We start from the raw sequence: 18,516 nt of genomic DNA, 5'->3' as shown, positions 1-18,516 counted from the left end.
GGCCACGGCCCGCGAGCCGATCAGACAGGCCGGATACATATCAGCGACTTCCGAAACCTACGCACGATCTCTATTGCGAAACGCAGCCGGTCCATACATCTGGGTCACTAGCGGTCTTCACATGCGGTTGGCGGGACGTCCGCAATAAGTCTGGAAGCCGAAGCTGACTGCCCTGCGTCTCGGAATGTTCAAATCCGTTGCTGCCTCAGATCCGCATTTCCGGATTAACATGCCTGAATCCAAAACCGGGAAAATTCGGCTAAGATCCTACTTTCCCTTGTTGGGGGCATCTGATGTTCGACACGGCGACCACCGCACTTTTGTGCGCGGTCTTCGAAGATGTGAATGCTCAATGAACATTGCCCCCCATCGGCGGCGTCGAACCCCTTCAGGACGTTGACTTCATTGAATTGTACGGCGGGACCCGTGCGCCGATCATGGTCGAGACCCTGCGCCGAAACACAGCCCCATGCGACTCTCATGACGCCGCCATTTTTTGCAGAACGTGAGCGAGCTCACACCGCCGCTCTCCGAAAGCCCATACTCTTGGACCGTATTGCACGTCATTCACGAAGAGCGAACGAGGCGCTGAGCCAGATGTCGCTCTGTCTGTTGAAGCATCAGTCGCAACATCGGCAAGCAAGAGGCGCACATGGTCCCCGCATGGCAGGCCCGTCACAACCTCTCGGGCGCTGATTATCAAGGCGCATTCGATCTTCTGAAGAACCAGGGCTTTCGTCCCATCGACGTAAATGGCGGCAGCGCCAACGGCGTCGAACGGTTCTCCGGCGTCTGGGAGCAATCACCGGGACCCGCAACCCAGGTACGCCACGGCATCAACGCAGCCGCGCACCAGCAGCTGTTCACGACCCTGCCCGCCCAGGGATTCCGCCCGATCGCAGTGAGCGGTCATGACACGGCAGGCGGGATACGCTTCAGCTCCATCTGGCAGGCCATCCCATCGCCGGAAGTGAGGGCGCGGCATGGCCTGACCCCGGCACAATGGCAGAACCAGGTGGACACGCTTCCGAACGAAGGCTTCCGCCCGGTGGACCTGTGTGGCTACACCGAAGCCGGCCAAGTGCGCTTCGCCTCCATATGGGAGCGGACAACGACGCCGGAATGGGTGGCACGCCACGGCATGACGGCCGGAGAATACCAGCAGCAGTTCAATCATTGGGCCACCCACGGCTTCATCCTGCACCGGGTGAGCGGCTACCTGGACGGCGGGCAAACCCGCTACGCGGCACTCTGGAGCCGCGGACCGGACCTGACCTGGCAGGCCCGGCACGGGATCGACGCCGCGCAACATCAGACGGAATTCAACGCCCTGGTGAATCGCGGCTATCGGCTGGTCAAGGTAAACGGGTATCCCGAGGGCGGCACGGTTCACTACGCCTCGATCTGGCACAAGCCCTTCCTGTCGGATCGTGATGAGACGACGATCCGCCAGGCGGTGCAGAACTTCATGACCGCTCACAACGTGCCCGGTGTCTCGATCGCGATGACCCGCAACGGCGCGCTGATGTTCGCACGCGCCTTTGGCAACTCGGATAGCGCCGGAACGCCGGTCCTGCCAAGCCACCTCTTTCGTATCGCTAGCGTGTCAAAACCGATCACCTCGATGGCGGTCTTCCGGGCGATCGAAGCCGGATTGCTGGCGCTCACCGATCGGGTCTTCGGGCAGGGCGGCATCCTCGGCACGCAGTTCGGGACACTGCCCTATCCGGATCAGCGGGTCACGCAAATCACAGTGCAGCATCTGCTTGAGCACACCAGCGGCTGGAGCGGCGCGCAGGACCCGATGTTCGGCCAGCCCAGCGCCACACACGCGGATCTGATCGGCCAGATGGTTGGCCTCACGCTTGCAAACAACCCGGGTGCGATCTTTGACTATCTGAACTTCGGCTATTGCGTGCTCGGCCGCGTGCTGGAGCAGGTGTCCGGCTTGAGCTACGCCGACTTCGTGCGACAGCGGGTGCTCGCGCCCTGCGGCGTGACGGACATGCACATCGCCGGAGACACCCTGGCTCAGCGCCGTTCGAACGAGGTCACCTACACCCAGCAGGGAACGTTTAACCCCTACGCCCTGCCCGTCGCTCGCATGGATGCCCATGGCGGCTGGATCGCCAACCCGACCGACCTCTTGCGCATCGCGCTCCGGTTCGACGGCTTCCCGTCGAGGCCGGACCTGCTCCAGTCTACGACCGTCGCCACCATGGCGACCGCCACCACTGCGCCGGCTGCAGGCGGCGGAGCCGCCAACTACGCCAAGGGCTGGGCCGTGAACAGCGCGGGCAACTGGTGGCATCTCGGCGACTTCGCCGGCACCATCAGCGAACTGGTCCGGACCTCCGACGGCTTCTGCTGGGCGATCCTCGCCAACACCCGCAACGACGCCCAGCTCAACGCCATGCGAGCGGCGATCGACAATCTCGGATGGACGATCAAGAACGGCATCACCGACTGGCCGGCGGGCGACGCGATTTGAGGTGGTGTCGGATCATTCACTGTGTTCCACGACCCGGTGAGGATTCTGGCGGACGCTCATCCAGTTGCCAAAGCGCGCCAGCCTCCAACTCGTTGCTTTCATCGGCGGCTCGCCGGCGCGTCCTGGAAGGGGCAGATGATGAAGTGCGCCGACATCATGAGCAACAGGCCGAGGATAGCCAAGCACGATCTCAAGGTGAACGTCCCGGATGGCACTGACATCGACGCGACACTTGATGACGGTGCTCCGCAATGGGAAGACCGCTGGGAAGAATAGTGCTGGAAATCTTACCGGGGCCAGGCGCAACAAGGCGCTGCGCGAGGCTTGCGAATGCTGATCGAATAGGGACGCCTAATTGGCGTCGCCATGTGCCCTTCAGACCATTGAATTGAATGAAATGGAGTGGTGGGACCCCGCGCCGATCATGGTTGAGAGCCCACGCCGATGCACAACGAGGGCCAACTTGGAAGATAGGCCGGTTGCTTCCGGTCTACCTCGATGAGCCGACAATTGTGGGCGCCGCCCGAACTTCGCAATCGGGCCAGCAGCGGAAGTCAATGGGACTGAAAACGAAAACGACCACCAACTGAGACGGCCTCACTTCTTTACGGACCGTTTCGAGTAACAGGCCGGCCCCGGGGCGTTCTGCCGCTTCGTTTCCTGCGTACTTCGTCTGGTATCTGCTCCAGGCTCTTTAGCCTGTCCGGCATTCATTCATGATAAGCGGGGGATCTCGGAGAACGCTGTCGCTTCACGCGTGGGGCAGGTCAACCCTGCGCTGGTGAACCAGAAGGTGCTGGACGCGACAGAACACCATGGATGCGGAACACCTTTGATTGGTAGACTAACGGAGCCTGCCCGTGCGCCTTTTGTTGAGAATTATGCTTGCAATCGCCATCGTGAACCTTGCGCCGGCCATCGCCGCGACGCCGAAGGGCCCCGTCGCTTCTCCTGCCTTACAGAAGGAATTCGATGGCTTCATGGAGAAGTTTCGCGCGGCGCTGAGCGCAAACGACTCCGCCGCCGTTGCCGGTATGACGCAATTGCCCTTCATGAATGACAACGCAATTCGCGACGCCGCGCAATTCCGTACCAAGATCTATCCGACTTCGTTCACGGCGAAGAATCGCGCGTGTATCCAGCGCGGCAAGGCCTTCTACGATCGCGATCAACAGAACAATGACTATTACTCAGTCTTCTGCGGCCAGCTCATCTTCGTCTTCACTAAGACGCCGGCGGGCTTCCTTTTCACGGATATCGGCGCGAATGACTGATTAGGCACAATGCTGTTTACTGCTGCAACCGTTAATCCGACCTGCGCTGATTGATCAAGGCTCGCGGAATGCGATGTGGGCCGCTTCGGGTCATTTGCACACGTTCCCAGCCGGACAGGCCACGTCTGCTCGTCCCTTGGAAACGGGCAGTCCCGAATCATGAGTGTACGCCTTGGCCCGCAATTGCGAACGAGGGGGCAGAACCCATAACCCCAAGCGCGTAGTTGCTTCGCAAAGCTTGTCACTCCGCGTCTCGCCCAACCAATGCTGTGGCATATGGGTCTCGGATCTGCACTTCGTTGTCCGCGACGACGGTGGAGATCGACGCGCCATCACGCGCCGATCTCAGGTGACCGCGCCGCGCGCCGCGATCGGCCAAAGCGCTTCCACGCGGGCATTCGGCGTATGGAAGCCGCGCACGCCGACATACCAGTCGTAGAGATTGACGGTCGGTTCGCAATGGCCGGGGATCAGCGTCACCTTGTCGCCTAGCGCGAGCCGCGACGAAGCGCTGTCGAAATCGAGCAGGCCATGCTCGTCGGAGGGCCGATGATAGCGCAGGTCGGGCCGGCCGAGCACGACCGGAAATCCGCTGTCGTTCGACAGCGCCTTGTGGCCGGCATCGATGACCGCGCGTTCGCCGGCGCCGGTGCTCATCACCGTCGCGATCACGAACAGCGCATGCTCGAACAGATTGGCGTTGTGCGCCCCGTCGGCGAGGTTCTTGGCGTAGTCGGCGTCCATGAAGATATAGGAGCCCGCCTGCAATTCGTTCCAGATGCCGCTCGCGCCTTCGAGCTCGAATGTGCCGGTTCCCGCACCTCCAATCGTCCGGCACTGAAAGCCCGCGTCCTTGAGGACGCGCAGTGTCTCCGCGGTCGCGTTCGCGGCACCGGCGATGGCCGCGCGGCGCTCCTCCGGCGTGCGCAAATGCTGGGCAGAGCCGTGATAGGCCTGCAAGCCGCCGAACGACAGGAAGCGTGATGCCGCCACCTGCCGCGCCAGGGTGGCCGCCGCCGGCCCCGGCCTGACGCCGCAGCGACCGGCGCCGACGTCGATTTCGACCAGGACTTCGATTTGCGATCCTGCCCGCTCCGCGGCGTGCGACAATTGCTCGACCATGATCGCATCGTCGACGCAAACGCTGATGCGCGCGTGGCGCGCCAGCGCAGCGAGCCGTTCCAGCTTCCGCAGGCCTACCACCTCGTTGCTGACAAGCACGTCGCTCACCCCGCCCGCAACCAGGACCTCGGCCTCGGCGACCTTCTGGCAGCACATGCCGACCGCGCCGCGCGCGATCTGCTTGGCCGCGATGATCGGCGACTTGTGGGTCTTCGCATGCGGCCGCAACCGGACGCCGAGCTTGCCGACCGCCGCCGCCATCGTCTCGAGGTTGCGCTCGAAGGCGTCGAGGTCGATGATCAGCGCCGGTGTATCGATCTCGGAGAGCGGCGCGCCGATTTGGGCGGGTGGAAGGGACATCGAAAACCGGTTGATTGTGTTAGGGTTCGCGCCTCGAACGCGCTGCGGCATTTCTAGGGCAACATCGGCCGCAGCACCATTTCAGGCGGCTTCGATGCTCTCGGCAGGTGCGGGGAGGCGCCGTCCTCGTGATTTCGGAATATTGGCAGTCTACCCCTGTTTTGCCCGACGAGTCAAAACGGGCCATTGCTCGGCGCAGGCCATTGATGCCACCCGCCAAGGCTACTGTGCATGGGGTTGTTTTCGCGTTTTGTTGTGCGGGGGCGGCGCGCGAGCCCGAAAGGTCGGTCACCCCTGCCGAAAGCCCATCCGGAAGGCGCCCCAGTGCCTGCCGCGGATCATGATCGGCGAGGACAGGTCCTTCATCAGCACGAACTGCCCGCCGCCCATGTCGCGGCGGTAGGTCTGCAGCAGGAAGGGCTTCGTGCTGCCTGCGACCTTCTTCACCGTGCGGTCGGTGAACAGGCGGCGGTTGCGGCAATTGGCGTTGTTCCAGACCGGGTCCTTGCCCTGCGGCAGGCGGTAGTTCGGATTGTGGGTCGGCAGATAGCCGCTCCTCGCCCACGCGACGCAGTAGACGATGCGCGGATCCGATTTCTGGATCGGATCCTGGATCGCGGGCAGCACGCGGTCGGTGAACTCGACATAGCTGGTCAGGTACTGCTTCGGATCGGTGCCGGGAATCTCGCGGTAGGTCTCGTCCATGAGCTGGTCGAGAGTGATCTCGCCGCGATCGATCGCGGCCTCGAACTCCGTCGAGATCCGTTTCGCGGTCTCGACGACGGTGCGGATCAGCGGTGTGTCGGATGTCTCCACGCCGCTGTCGGCGATCAGCGCGATCAGGCCCTCGGACGTGTCGAGCAGCTTCGCCACCCGCTCATCGGCGTGCTTGAGGTCGCGCGAAGACAGGTCGACGCCCTTGGCGAGCTCGTTGAGCTCGCTGATGACGGTGTCGCAATGCCCGAGGTTGGAGGTTGCCGCGCGCGCGACGCTGTCGATCTCCGCTTCCACGGAGGCAAAGCCCTGCTGGACGCGCGAGATGATGCCGGAGATCGCTTGCGCGCCTTCGCCGGCGGTCTTGGCGCGCTGCGAGGCGTCGCTGCTCTCGCCGATCAGGCCTTCGATCTGGCCGTCGAGATCGCGCACGGTGTCGGAGATCTGGTGCGTGGCCTGGCGCGTGGCTTCGGCCAGGTTCTTCACTTCGCTCGCGACCACCGCGAAGCCGCGGCCGGCATTGCCGGCGCGCGCGGCTTCGATGGTGGCGTTCAGCGCCAGCAGGTTGGTCTGCTTGGCGATCGCCTCGATCGAGCCGGACACCTTCGCCACCTGTGCCAGCGCCGAGCCGACGGCGCTCAGGCGCGCCTCGATCCGCTCCACGGCTGCGACGAGCTCCGAGATGTGGCTGACCGCGTTATCGACGGCGCTGCGCGACTGGGCGATCTCGCCGACCGCGGCGGACGTGGTCGTCTGCACCGCCTGCGAGGCATTGGCGATGTCATGGTTGGCCGACACCATCGTCTCGGCCGTCTTCTGCAGATGATGGAACCGTTCCGACTGGTTCGCGACGCGGTTTGCGACTTCCTGGACGTTACCGGCGATGTCGGCGAGCTCCACGCCGAGACCGCCGATGCGGTCGGCGAGCTGGTCGATCAGTCGCTCGGCGAGCGTCCGGTTCGATCCGGTGTCCATTACTGCAAGCTGTGCCTGGGACATGTACGGGCTCTCTCCAGTCAGGGCCGTTGATCGGCTCTCGGCGGCATTCCCATTCCAGCTCGGCTTAGAGGGTGATTCGCAGCCGGTGTCTTGCCTGAGCGTGCACTACAGTTTGTAGGCGGTGCGAAATCCGCCCCAGTGCCGGCCCTGGACGCGGATCGGGACGTCGATCTCGCGCATCATCACCGTGTTCCCGTTGCCCATGTCGCGCGCATAGCTCTGGACCAGGTACGAGCGCAGGTTGCGGGCGGCAGCCAGCCCCGCCGGATCGTTGAACATGCGCCGGTTGCGGCTGTTCGCCGTGTTCCAGGCGACGTCGCCCGGCCGCTGCGGGTGCGAATAGATCCTGTTGTGCACGGGCAGGAAGCCGTTGCGGTCGACCATGGCGCAGAACGCCATGCGCGGGTCCTTGGCGAGGAACGTCTCCTGGAAGGGCGGCAGCGCACGGTCGGCCCAGTCCAGATATTTCGTGCGATATTGCTGCGGATTGGTGCCTGCAATTTCCACGTAGTCGACGTCGAAGAGATCCTCCATCTTGACCTCGCCGCGTGCAACCGCCTGCTCGAATATCTTCGTCAGCGCATTGCCGGCCTCCATGGCGCGGGTGACGAACTCCGTGTTCTCCTCATGGATCGACCAGAGCTTGTCCTCGATCTTCTCGCTGAGCGCGGCATTGGCATTGACGAATTGCGCGCGGGCGCCGGCCTTCGATTGCTCGACCACCCGCAGGCGGCAGGTGCCGATGTCTTCGAGGCTGCCTTCGATCGTCGCTTGCGGGGCGAGCCGGCCGGCATCGGCGCCGCCGATCAGCACGCCGTCCATCGCGATCTCATAGACCGGCATCACGCCGCGCGTGGTCTCGAATTTGAGGTGGCATGGCAGCCGTTCGGTCTTGCGCCGGTCGGCATGCTCGCTCTGGCGCAGCAGCACGGCGCAGCGCGATTTCAGCTTTTGTGCAAACGTGGTGACCGCTTTGCCGGCACTGGCGACGTTCTCGCCGTGGGTTTCGGCCGCCTTGGTTGCCGCGTCGATCTCCGCCGCGCTCTCGCCGACCGAGATGATGAATTCCGAAGCGCTGGCGGCATTGCCGGAGACTTCGCTGGTGGTGGCGTTCTGCTCGGCGACCGCGCCGTTGACGGTGTCGAACACCGGACGGATCGCTTCGATTGCCTGCGAGATGCGATGCACCGCGTCCGCCGATCCGGCCGCATCGCGTTGCAGCGCATCGATCTTCTTGGTGATCTCTTCCGTCGCGCTCTGGGTCTGCACCGCGAGTGCCTTGACCTCGGTGGCGACGACCGCAAAACCCTTTCCCGCGGCGCCGGCGCGCGCGGCCTCGATGGTCGAGTTGAGCGCGAGCAGCGTCGTTTGCCGCGCGATCTGCGCGATGAGGTTCACGACGTTGCCGATGGCAGCGGACGACTCGCGCAAGCGGTCGACATTGGCGCGCGCTTCCTGCGCCGCGGTGCTGGCCTCGTCGGCGAGCTTGCCGGCTTGCCGGACCTGCGCGCCGATGCCTTGCGCGGACTGGGTGAATTTGTCGGCGGCATCGGCGAAGGTGGATGCGGTCGATTGCGCCGCGTTGGTCCGGCCGGTCAGAGCGTCGGTGCGGTCGCGAATGGCGGCCAGCGTCGCCGCGGTCGCCTCGGCTCCGCCGGCCACCGAATTGGCGGCGCGCTCCAGCTGGCGGATCATGCCGCCGAGCTCGAGCTCAAGCAGTTCCAGGATCTCCCGGGCCGAATCGCCTTCGGTGGGGGCGGGTTCGGAATGGGGCGCCGAAAGCGCAGCCTCAGGGGCTGCCAAGGGCGCGGGCATTTCCGGCAGACGCTTCCGAAACAGTCCGAACGCCATCAGGTCTCTCTTGTCGGGGGACAGGCCGAGGTTATTTTCGCAGGCTGGAATGAAGTCACGGTTAACGATGCCTCACTTCTAGGCATGAAACCGTATGCTATTACCCTAAAGTATCAGAGGCTCTTTCATTCCGGTGGGGTGGGGGCCTATAAGGCCGCGTTTCCCACCCCATTGGCGTACGATTCCCAGAACATCCCAAGAGACCACGCATGGCCGGACATTCCCAATTCAAGAACATCATGCACCGCAAGGGGCGGCAGGATGCCCAGAAGTCGAAGATCTTCGGCAAGCTGGCGCGGGAAATCACCGTCGCGGCCAAGCTGGGGACGCCCGACCCCGCCATGAACCCGCGCCTGCGCGCCGCCGTGATCGCAGCGCGGCAGGAGAACATGCCGAAGGACAACATCGAGCGCGCCATCAAGAAGGCGATCGGCAGCGACGGCGAGAACTATGACGAAATCCGTTACGAGGGCTACGGCCCCGGCGGCGTCGCCGTCATCGTCGAGGCACTGACCGACAACCGCAACCGCGCGGCGTCGGATATCCGCTCCTTCTTCACCAAATCGGGCGGCAATCTCGGCGAAACCGGCTCGGTGTCGTTCATGTTCGACCGCACCGGCATCATCGAATACGACCGCAGCGTCGCCTCCGACGACGCGATGCTGGATGCCGCGATCGAGGCAGGCGCCGACGACGTGGTCTCGGGCGAGAGCGGTCACGAGATCTACGCCTCGACCGAAGGCTATCGCGACGTCGCCAAGGCGCTGGAAGCCAAGTTCGGCGAGCCGCGCAAGGCCGCGCTGATCTGGAAACCGCAGAACACCGTCGCAGTCGACGATGAGACCGGCGAGAAGCTGCTCAAGCTGATGGACCTGCTCAACGAGCACGACGACGTCCAGAACGTCTACGCCAATTTCGAGGTGTCGGACGCGCTGATGGCGAAAATGGGCGGCTAGGCAGCTGCTGGTCTGGTCCACGGCTGTCATCGCCCGCGAAAGCGGGCGATCCAGTATTCCAGGCACGCCGGAGCGATACAGTTACACGCGGCGTGATGGATACCCCCTTTGCGGCGTGTGACGGCAGAACGCGTGGTGGACAGCCTCGCTCCTCAAAGCACCCCACTTCCCCTGTTACTTCCGTTCTGTTTCTGTTTCCCTCAGTCCGGCCAGCCGCTATCACTGGCCCATGACCGCGCTCCCGATTCGTGGCCCTGTTCGCATCATCGGCATCGACCCCGGCTTGCGCCGCACCGGCTGGGGCGTGATCGAGGCCGAGGGCAACCGCCTGATCTACGTCGCCTGCGGCTCGGTGGAGCCGCCGGATGATCTGCCGCTGGCGAGCCGGCTGCTTGCCATCCATGAAGGACTCGCGGCCGTCCTGTCCAGCCACGAGCCGATGGAAGCGGCGGTCGAGCAGACCTTCGTCAACAAGGACGGCGTTGCAACGCTGAAGCTCGGCCAGGCCCGCGGCGTCGCCATGCTGGCGCCTGCAATGTTCGGCATCTCGGTCGCCGAATATGCGCCGAACCAGGTCAAGAAGACGGTTGTCGGCGCCGGTCACGCCGACAAGCAACAGATCGCGATGATGCTGAAGATATTGCTGCCCAAAGCCGAGCCGCCGTCAGCAGACGCCGCCGACGCGCTCGCCATCGCCATCACCCATGCCCATCACCGCCAGAGCACCGCGCTCCGGCTGAAGGTGGCGGGGATATGATCCGTCGTCGCTTGTCACCGCCGTCATGCCCGGGCTTGTTCCCGGTATCCACCTTCTTTGTTGCAGGGGGCAAAGACGTGGATGACCGGGGCAAGCCCCGCCATGACGAAAGACAGGCGTGTATTGCGACCGGGGACCTGAGATGATCGGCAAGCTCAAGGGCCTGATCGATTCCTACGGCGAGGATTTCGTCATCCTCGACGTCGGCGGCGTTGGCTATCAGGTGCATTGCTCGTCGCGGACGCTGCAGCATCTGCCGTCGCCGGGTGAGGCCGCCGTGCTGTCGATCGAGACCTATGTCCGCGAGGACCAGATCAAGCTGTTCGGCTTCCGCACCGACCATGAGCGCGAATGGTTTCGCCTGCTCCAGACCGTGCAGGGCGTCGGCGCCAAGGTTGCGCTCGCCGTGCTCGGCACGCTGGCACCGGCCGACCTCGCCAATGCCATCGCGTTGCGCGACAAGGCCGCTGTGGCGCGCACGCCCGGCGTCGGCCCCAAGGTCGCCGAGCGCATCGTCACCGAGTTGAAGGACAAGGCGCCGGCCTTCGCCAATGTCGATCCCGCCGTGGTGCATCTCGCCGGTGCCGTCGACGACCAGCGCGCGCCGCGCCCGGTGGCGGATGCAATTTCCGCGCTGGTCAATCTCGGCTACGGCCAGCCGCAGGCGGCTGCTGCGATTGCATCGGCCTCGCGTAGCGCCGGTGAGAATGCCGAGACGGCGCAGCTCATTCGCCTCGGGCTGAAGGAACTCGCGAAGTGAGCGACCCCAAAGCCAGCCGCATGGTTTCGCCCGAGCGCCGCAGCGACGATGTCGGCGATACCGCGCTGCGTCCGCAATCGCTGTCGGACTTTGTCGGCCAGCAGCAGGCGCGCAAGAATCTCTCGATCTTCATCGAGGCGGCGCGCAAGCGCGGCGAGGCGCTGGATCACGTGCTGTTCGTCGGCCCGCCCGGCCTCGGCAAGACCACCCTGGCGCAGATCGTGGCCAAGGAACTCGGCGTCGGCTTCCGCGCCACGTCGGGGCCGGTGATTGCCAAGGCCGGCGATCTCGCCGCGCTCCTCACCAATCTCGAAGAGCGCGACGTGCTTTTCATCGACGAGATTCATCGCCTCAGCCCCGCGGTGGAGGAGGTGCTCTATCCCGCGATGGAGGATTTCCAGCTCGACCTCATCATCGGCGAGGGACCGGCGGCGCGCTCGGTGAAGATCGAGCTGTCGAAATTCACGCTTGTCGGCGCCACCACGCGCGCCGGCCTTCTCACCAACCCCCTGCGCGATCGCTTCGGCATCCCGGTCCGGCTGAATTTCTACACCATCGAGGAATTGGAGAGCATCGTCAGCCGCGGCGCGCGCGTGCTCAATGTTGGCATGAGCGCCGATGGCGCCAACGAGATCGCGCGCCGCGCCCGTGGCACGCCGCGCATCGCCGGCCGCCTGCTCAGGCGTGTGCGCGATTTCGCCTCGGCGGCCAATGCCGACACGATCGATCGCACGATCGCCGACCACGCGCTGAGCGCGCTCGAGGTCGACGCGGCAGGTCTCGACGCCATGGACCGCCGCTATCTCACGACCATCGCGCTCAATTATGGCGGCGGCCCGGTCGGCGTCGAGACCATGGCGGCGGCGTTGTCGGAGCCGCGCGATGCCATCGAGGATATCATCGAGCCCTACCTGATCCAGTGCGGCTATCTGCAGCGCACCCCGCGCGGCCGGCTGCTGACGTCGCACGCCTTCCGGCATCTCGGTCTCGCCGAACCCAACCGCGACCCCGCCCAGTTCGGCCTGTTCGGCACGGATCAGGCCGACGAAGACTGACCGCCGCAACCGGTGAACCCACCGGATCAATCCCATCACTAATCCGAACGCGCGGCAAAAGACGCCGCCGTTCATGCAGATGGATTGGAGTTCGGAGAATGGGGCTGACGGACGACACAGGAGTGCTCGAACTCATCGCGGCCGCGCCGCAGCTTCGCACGCCCGATGAGACCGAGGCGTTTCTGGACCCAATGCCGATCAGTGAGCTGGCGTCGATGTGGTGCGCGCTCCAGCGCGTCAGCCGGCGCGACCAGGCCGGCAGCATCTGGGCCCTGAAGCTCTATTTCGATCATCTGCCCCACCGCCGGCCTCAACAGGCGCTCGATCTCGTGCTGGAAGTGCTCAAGACCGAGGCTGACAAGCCGACAGTGATGCAGCTCAACGACAAGTTCCTGCTGTCGCTGCTCTATGCGCATGGCGAAGTCGTGATCGCGCGCATAGAGCACGAGGCTGCGCACAATGACCGGCTGCGCTGGCTGCTCGGCGGCGTGCATGTTGCGCCCGACGATCCCTTGATGTCGCGTATTGCAGAACTTGCCGACAGCGAGGCCTGGCAGGCCGACTATGCGGCCCAGCGCACGCCGCGCGAGCCGCTCGATTGCGCCAGCATGCCGACCGCAGCGCTCGCCCGCGCTTGGGTCGAGCAGTATTCCAAGTCCGATCGTGATCAGGACGACAATCTGTTCGCGATCATGGATTTCGAGCGCGATCTGCGCGAGGACGATCCCGACCGGATGATCGACCTGATCCTCGAGATACTAAAAATCGAGGCAAATCCGGTGTTGCTGTCGCTGCTGGCCGCCGGTCCCCTCGAAGATGTGATCAGTGCCGGGACGATCGACCGCATCGAGCGCGAGGCGCGTGTCAATGAACGGTTTCGCGATCTGCTCGGCGGCGTCTGGTACTACCGCGCGCCCGAGGAATTGAAGACGCGGCTGGATGCGCTGATCGGCGAGAGCCGCTGGTGACGATTGTGCAGGCCTCTGCACGCAGATGCAGACGGTCTGCACGGGCGCACCCCAATTCCGCTTCAATCGGATCGCATCGAGACGCTGCATCAGAAACGGGCTTCCATGATCACGCGTCGTCACCTCATCCGTTCCATCGGGGGCTTGTCCGCCCTCGGAATCTCGACCGCTGCCTATGGCGTCGGCGTCGAGCCGATGCTGCGGCTCCGCGTCACCCGCTATCATCCGACGCCGCGGCAATGGCCGGCGGATCTTCCGCTCAAGATCGCCGTCATCGCCGATCTCCATGCCTGCGATCCCTGGATGCCGCTGGACCGGGTCGAGGCCATCGTCGACCGCACCAACGCCCTCAGGGCCGATCTCATCGTGCTGCTCGGCGACTACGTCGCCGGCCTGCATCAGGTCACGCGGCTCATTCCATGCAGCGAATGGGCACGCGTGCTGGCCGGCCTCAAGGCGCCGCTGGGCGTTCATGCCGTCATGGGCAACCATGATTATTGGGACGACAGGGCCGTGCAGCGGGCGGGGCAGGGGACGACCATCGCGCATCGTGCGCTGGAGGCCGCCGGCATCCCCGTCTACGAGAACGACGTCGTGCGCCTCACGAAGAACGGTCGCCCGTTCTGGCTCGCCGGCCTCGGCGATCAACTCGCGTTCCTCCCGGCGCGCCGGTTCCGGACCATGGCGCGCTTCGGTGCCGACGATCTCACTGCGACCCTCGCCAAGGTCACGGACGATGCGCCGATCATCCTGCTCGCGCATGAGCCCCACATCGCCCCACGGGTGCCATCGCGCGTCGCGCTGCAATTGTCCGGCCATACCCATGGCGGCCAAGTCCGCCTGCTCGGCTGGTCTCCCGCCGTGCCGCCGCAGCATGGCGTCCGCCTCGCCTATGGTCATGTCAGGCTGAAATGCGACGTCATCATCTCCGGCGGCCTCGGTTGCAGCATCTTGCCGCTCCGCTTTGGCGTGCCGCCGGAGATCGTCGAGGTGACGCTGGGTCGGGCGGGACACCTCGTGTCCTGACGACGCTTGCGCCGCGGTCTGTTTTTGCGCAGAACGGACCGGTGACGACAAGCGAAGAGGCTCGTGACGTGACTGCCCATCTCGATGGCGAGATCCGCGACGGCCGCCACCACATGCAGGTCCGCGTCTACTACGAGGACACGGATTTTTCCGGCATCGTCTATCACGCCAATTACCTGCGCTACATGGAGCGCGGGCGGACCAATCATCTCAGGCTGATGGGCGCCGAGCAGCAGGCGCTGTTCGAGCAGACCGAGACGGAAGGCGCCGGCTTCGCCTTTGTCGTGCGGTCGATGCATCTTGATTTCCTCAAGCCCGCGCGAATGGACGACGTCCTCGACATCGTGACCTGGCCCGTCGCGGTGAAGGGCGCCTCCATCATGCTGGCCCAGGAGGTACGGCGCGGCGGCGACGTGCTGGTGAAGGCCGAAGTGCGCGTCGCCTTCATCAGTGGCGGGCGTGCCCAGCCGATTCCGAAGTCCATCCGCATGCTGATGAAGGCCGATCTGATTTCGTGATCGCCCGATTTGTGATGCCCTATCGACTCCGGCGAGTGCAGCGATAGATTGCGGTCCTAACCCATCGATGAGGCACCCCATGTCCCGCCCGCCGCTTCCGCCCTTCACGAAAGAGACTGCTGCGCAAAAGGCCCGCATGGCCGAGGACGCCTGGAATTCACGCGATCCCGTCCGCGTGTCCCTCGCCTATACCGAGGACAGCCGCTGGCGCAATCGTTCGGAGGTGTTTCAGGGTCGCGAGGCCATCGTCGCGTTTCTCACCCGCAAATGGGAAAAGGAACAGGACTATCGCCTCATCAAAGACCTCTGGGCCTTCGACGGAAACCGTATCGCGGTGCGCTTTCAGTACGAATGGCATGATGCCGGCGGCCAGTGGTATCGTTCCTACGGCAACGAGCAGTGGGAGTTCGACGAGCACGGTCTGATGAGGCGGCGCGAGGCATCGATCAACGATATCGCGATTGCGGAGAACGATCGCCGGTTTCACTGGCCCACGCCGGGGCCGCGGCCGGCGGATGTGCCGGGACTGGGGGCCGATCCGTTCTGAACCCTCAACTCTCATGGTGAGGTGCCGCGAATCGGCGTCTCGAACCATTCAGGCCCCGCCCCTCCAATTGGAGCCTCTCATCCTTCGAGACGCGCGCGCGAGCGCGCTCCTCAGGATGAGGGGATGGATTTGCGTGCCAGAAACCGCGTAATCGCTCCACCCAGCTTCGCGCTTTCCATCGGCTGCTGCAGCGACTGCCGCGCCGTCGCAACGACGTCCTCCGGCGCCTTGCCGTCACGCATATCGCAGCACACTTGCGCGAATTCCACGTCGAATTCCGGATGCGGCTGCACGGTGAGGGTGGTGCCGTTGGCGTAGAGCAGGCCGGCATGCGGGGTGAAGTCGGACCGGAGGATCGTGAGCGCATCGTTCGGCGGTTCGATCACCTGATCCTGATGCGAGCAGGGAATTGCGACCGTCTCGCCGTCGAGGACTCCGTTTTCCGGCAGCACCTGATAGACGTGCCGGCCGATGCCCCAGCCCTTGTCCGACTTGCGCACGGTGCCGCCGAGCGCCTGCGCGATCAGCTGATGGCCGAAGCAGACGCCAACCATCGGCGTCTTGTCGGCGTAAGCCCTGCGGACGAAATCTTCCAGCGGCGCGATCCAGTCCAGCCCGTCATAGACGCCGGCGGCCGCGCCGGTGATCAGGATCGCCTCAAGCTCGCGGGGATCGGGAAGCGCATCCCCATTCGGGATGCTGACGACGTCGACCGTGGCTGTGGGGTCCTCCGCACGGATCATGCGCGCGAACATGTCCGGAAATGAGCCGTGGCGTTCGCGATGCTCTCGAGGAACGAGCCCTGTCTCGATGATCGTGATGCGTGCCATGCGATACCTGGTGAAGGCCAAGAGGATACAGCGGAAGCCACAGGGCCTCCAAGTCAACCATGCGCAAAATCCCGTGCGGGGTTGTCCTCGAATTCCAGCAGCGCCTTGCGCATGGTCTCGACCAGGTCCAGCGCCACGGGCGACGGACTGCGCTGGGCCGGGAACACCGCCGAGAATTCGAAATCGATGCGCGGCAGGAACCGTCGGACCACGACGCCGCGCGTGGCAAACTCCTGCGCGGTGAAGGGATCGCAGATCGAAACGCCGAGTCCTGACGACACCATGCCGCACATGATCTCCGACAGCGTCGTCTCGACCCTGAGCACGCGGCGGACGTCGTTGCGGTGAAAGACCTGGTCGACGAGATGCCGGCTGGACGAGCCCGCCGACAGCGAGATGAAGGTCTCGCCCTCGAAGTCGCGCGGCTCCAGCACGTCCTTCTCCGCGAGGCGATGCCCCGCCGGCATCACGGCAACACGCGCCAGCGCCGGCAGCCGCAGGCTCGGCAGGCCGGAATGGGCGATCGGCACCTCGGCAAAACCGATGTCGCATTGGTTGTTCAGGACCCAGTCGACCACGATCGGCGAGATCACGCCGAAGAAAGCAAGATTGAGGTTGGGGCGCTCCATCAAGAAATGTCCGGCAAGCCGTGGCAGATAGCCGTTCGCCAGCGCGGGCAACGCAGCGATGCGCAACGAGCCGGTGCGACGGCCGCGGATCTCCTCGGCCGCCGCGGAGATGCGCTCGAGACCGACGAAAGAGCGCTCGACCTCGGTGTAGAGCGCCATCGCCGCTGCGGTCGGGACCAGACCGGTGCCGCGCCGCTCGAACAGCTCCATCTTGAGCAGCGCCTGGAAGTCGCGCAGCAGCCGGCTGACGGCGGGCTGCGTCACCACCATCAGCTTGGCCGCCTCCGTGACACTGCCGGTCAGCATCGTCGCGCGGAAGGCTTCCACCTGCCGCGAATTGATCCGCACCATCTCCGATCCAATCATAACATTTCGGCATGCAGAAGGTGCCATTATTCATTGGACGATGGAAGTATAGGTCTGCGATCTTTTTCGGCAGAGCTGGAGACAGCCCGCTTTTTCGGCAGATTGGAGGCGTTCAAACCTCCAGATCGCGCCAAACCCGCCGACCGGGGGCCGGAGCCCTGATCAGAGAGGGGGGGCGCAGAAGGGAAAGCGGAAGGCGCTCCGGCCGGAGACTTGTCGGCACGTCACCTCATTCCGGTATTGGAGATTGGTCCAAATGAAGACACTTCGCCTTCTGACAGCGGTCAGCATCGCTGCGCTCGTTGCCGTTCCGTCGGTCGCTTCGGCCCAGCAGAAAACGCTGTACGTCGCAGGTTACGGCGGCTCGTTCGAGAAGACGATCCGCGACGAGGTGATCCCGGCCTTCGAGAAGGAGAACGGAGTCAAGGTCGAGTATGTCGCCGGCAACTCTACCGACACGCTGGCAAAGCTTCAGGCGCAGAAGGGCAATCAGCAGATCGACGTGGCCATCGTCGATGACGGCCCGATGTACCAGGCCATTCAGCTCGGCTTCTGCGGCAAGCTCGACGGCCTGCCGGCCGATCTCTACGACACTGCGCGGTTCAAGGACGACCGCGCGGTTGCGATCGGCATCGTCGCGACAGGTCTGATGTACAACACCAAGGTGTTCAAGGAGAAAGGCTGGGCGCCGCCGACCTCGTGGAACGACCTGAAGGACACGAAATACGCCAAGCAGCTCGTGATCCCGCCGATCAACAACACCTACGGTCTTGAAGCGCTCGTGATGCTGTCGAAAATGAACGGCGGCGGCGAGACCAATGTCGATCCCGGCTTCAAGATCTTCAAGGAACAGATCAATCCGAACGTGCTCGCCTATGAGCCGTCGCCGGGCAAGATGACCGAACTGTTCCAGTCGGGCCAGGCCGTGATCGCGGTGTGGGGCACGGGCCGCGTGCAGAGTTTTGCCAACACCGGTTTCCCCGTGGACTTCGTTTACCCGAAGGAAGGCGCGGCGACGCTGCTGACGACGGCATGTCCGATCAACAAGCCGAACGCCTCGCCGGTCGCGGCGAGCTTCGTCAAGATGCTGCTCGATCCCAAGATTCAGCTCGTGATGCTGAAGGACTATGGCTACGGTCCGGTGCTGAAATCGTTGGTGATCCCGCCGGAGCTCGGCAAGATGGCGCCGATCGGCGAGCGCGCGTCCAAGCTCTATAATCCGGACTGGACCGTCATCAACGAGAAGCGCGAGGAGTGGACGAAGCGCTGGAATCGCGAGGTCGAACGCTGATC

At 64.4% G+C, this 18,516-nt stretch carries 17 protein-coding genes; 12 read left to right on the top strand and 5 right to left on the bottom strand.

All coding sequences use genetic code 11. From position 1 onward, the window contains the following. Positions 1-652 precede the first annotated feature (652 nt). The 3 genes from ASG57_RS09720 (at position 653) to ASG57_RS09710 (ending at position 3,765) form a co-directional block, all read left to right on the top strand. Positions 653-2,491, top strand: coding sequence for a serine hydrolase (locus ASG57_RS09720; RefSeq protein WP_057196151.1), 1,839 nt, complete (start codon positions 653-655; stop codon positions 2,489-2,491). 21 nt (positions 2,492-2,512) lie between these two features. Continuing rightward, positions 2,513-2,767, top strand: coding sequence for a hypothetical protein (locus ASG57_RS09715; RefSeq protein WP_057196150.1), 255 nt, complete (start codon positions 2,513-2,515; stop codon positions 2,765-2,767). A gap of 584 nt (positions 2,768-3,351) precedes the next feature. Next, entirely contained in the window at positions 3,352-3,765 is a 414-nt protein-coding gene (locus ASG57_RS09710) for a hypothetical protein (RefSeq protein ID WP_024337574.1), read from the top strand. Positions 3,766-4,110: 345 nt separating this feature from the next. On the opposite strand, the gene ASG57_RS09705 is transcribed toward ASG57_RS09710, so the two are convergent. The 3 genes from ASG57_RS09705 to ASG57_RS09695 all read right to left on the bottom strand — a co-directional run bounded on the left by ASG57_RS09705 (position 4,111) and on the right by ASG57_RS09695 (position 8,811). Beyond that, complete coding sequence (locus ASG57_RS09705; protein WP_057196149.1) at positions 4,111-5,247, bottom strand: DSD1 family PLP-dependent enzyme; 1,137 nt, start codon at positions 5,245-5,247, stop codon at positions 4,111-4,113. 288 nt (positions 5,248-5,535) lie between these two features. Continuing rightward, on the bottom strand, positions 5,536-6,960 hold the full coding sequence (locus ASG57_RS09700; protein ID WP_057196148.1) for a methyl-accepting chemotaxis protein: 1,425 nt from the start codon (positions 6,958-6,960) through the stop codon (positions 5,536-5,538). A 105-nt stretch (positions 6,961-7,065) separates the two neighbouring features. Then, entirely contained in the window at positions 7,066-8,811 is a 1,746-nt protein-coding gene (locus ASG57_RS09695) for a methyl-accepting chemotaxis protein (protein WP_024337577.1), read from the bottom strand. A 209-nt stretch (positions 8,812-9,020) separates the two neighbouring features. On the opposite strand from ASG57_RS09695, the gene ASG57_RS09690 reads away from it, so the two are divergent. The 8 genes from ASG57_RS09690 to ASG57_RS09655 all read left to right on the top strand — a co-directional run bounded on the left by ASG57_RS09690 (position 9,021) and on the right by ASG57_RS09655 (position 15,398). Further along, the gene (locus ASG57_RS09690; protein WP_024337578.1) at positions 9,021-9,767 is read left to right on the top strand and encodes a YebC/PmpR family DNA-binding transcriptional regulator; all 747 of its coding nucleotides are present in this window, start codon (positions 9,021-9,023) and stop codon (positions 9,765-9,767) included. Positions 9,768-9,996: 229 nt separating this feature from the next. Then, the gene (gene ruvC / locus ASG57_RS09685) at positions 9,997-10,524 is read left to right on the top strand and encodes a crossover junction endodeoxyribonuclease RuvC (RefSeq protein WP_024337579.1); all 528 of its coding nucleotides are present in this window, start codon (positions 9,997-9,999) and stop codon (positions 10,522-10,524) included. A gap of 142 nt (positions 10,525-10,666) precedes the next feature. Further along, positions 10,667-11,284 (top strand): Holliday junction branch migration protein RuvA, encoded by a 618-nt coding sequence (ruvA, locus tag ASG57_RS09680; RefSeq protein WP_057196147.1) that lies wholly within the window; start codon positions 10,667-10,669, stop codon positions 11,282-11,284. Between the two features lie 20 nt (positions 11,285-11,304). Beyond that, positions 11,305-12,339 carry a Holliday junction branch migration DNA helicase RuvB gene (gene ruvB / locus ASG57_RS09675; RefSeq protein WP_200948541.1) on the top strand — a complete coding sequence of 345 codons (1,035 nt, stop codon included), beginning with the start codon at positions 11,305-11,307 and terminating at the stop codon, positions 12,337-12,339. Positions 12,340-12,437: 98 nt separating this feature from the next. Then, the gene (locus ASG57_RS09670; protein ID WP_057196145.1) at positions 12,438-13,307 is read left to right on the top strand and encodes a DUF6869 domain-containing protein; all 870 of its coding nucleotides are present in this window, start codon (positions 12,438-12,440) and stop codon (positions 13,305-13,307) included. 105 nt (positions 13,308-13,412) lie between these two features. Continuing rightward, entirely contained in the window at positions 13,413-14,333 is a 921-nt protein-coding gene (locus tag ASG57_RS09665; RefSeq protein WP_057196144.1) for a metallophosphoesterase, read from the top strand. 68 nt (positions 14,334-14,401) lie between these two features. Continuing rightward, entirely contained in the window at positions 14,402-14,851 is a 450-nt protein-coding gene (ybgC, locus tag ASG57_RS09660) for a tol-pal system-associated acyl-CoA thioesterase (protein ID WP_024337584.1), read from the top strand. Positions 14,852-14,930: 79 nt separating this feature from the next. Next, positions 14,931-15,398: a nuclear transport factor 2 family protein gene (locus ASG57_RS09655; protein WP_024337585.1), complete on the top strand. Its 468-nt coding sequence runs from the start codon at positions 14,931-14,933 to the stop codon at positions 15,396-15,398. 110 nt (positions 15,399-15,508) lie between these two features. Here the strand turns inward: ASG57_RS09655 and ASG57_RS09650 are convergent, their stop codons facing one another. Both ASG57_RS09650 and ASG57_RS09645 read right to left on the bottom strand, forming a co-directional pair. Next, complete coding sequence (locus ASG57_RS09650) at positions 15,509-16,228, bottom strand: type 1 glutamine amidotransferase (protein WP_057196143.1); 720 nt, start codon at positions 16,226-16,228, stop codon at positions 15,509-15,511. 53 nt (positions 16,229-16,281) lie between these two features. Beyond that, positions 16,282-17,208 (bottom strand): LysR substrate-binding domain-containing protein, encoded by a 927-nt coding sequence (locus ASG57_RS09645; protein WP_024337587.1) that lies wholly within the window; start codon positions 17,206-17,208, stop codon positions 16,282-16,284. A gap of 271 nt (positions 17,209-17,479) precedes the next feature. Here ASG57_RS09645 and ASG57_RS09640 point away from each other — a divergent pair, with 271 nt between their 5' ends. Further along, positions 17,480-18,514 carry an ABC transporter substrate-binding protein gene (locus ASG57_RS09640; protein WP_024337588.1) on the top strand — a complete coding sequence of 345 codons (1,035 nt, stop codon included), beginning with the start codon at positions 17,480-17,482 and terminating at the stop codon, positions 18,512-18,514. Positions 18,515-18,516: the final 2 nt, after the last annotated feature.

The organism is Bradyrhizobium sp. Leaf396, assembly GCF_001424605.1.
Taxonomy (GTDB): domain Bacteria; phylum Pseudomonadota; class Alphaproteobacteria; order Rhizobiales; family Xanthobacteraceae; genus Bradyrhizobium; species Bradyrhizobium japonicum_C.
This window is presented reverse-complemented; position numbering and strand designations above follow the sequence as displayed.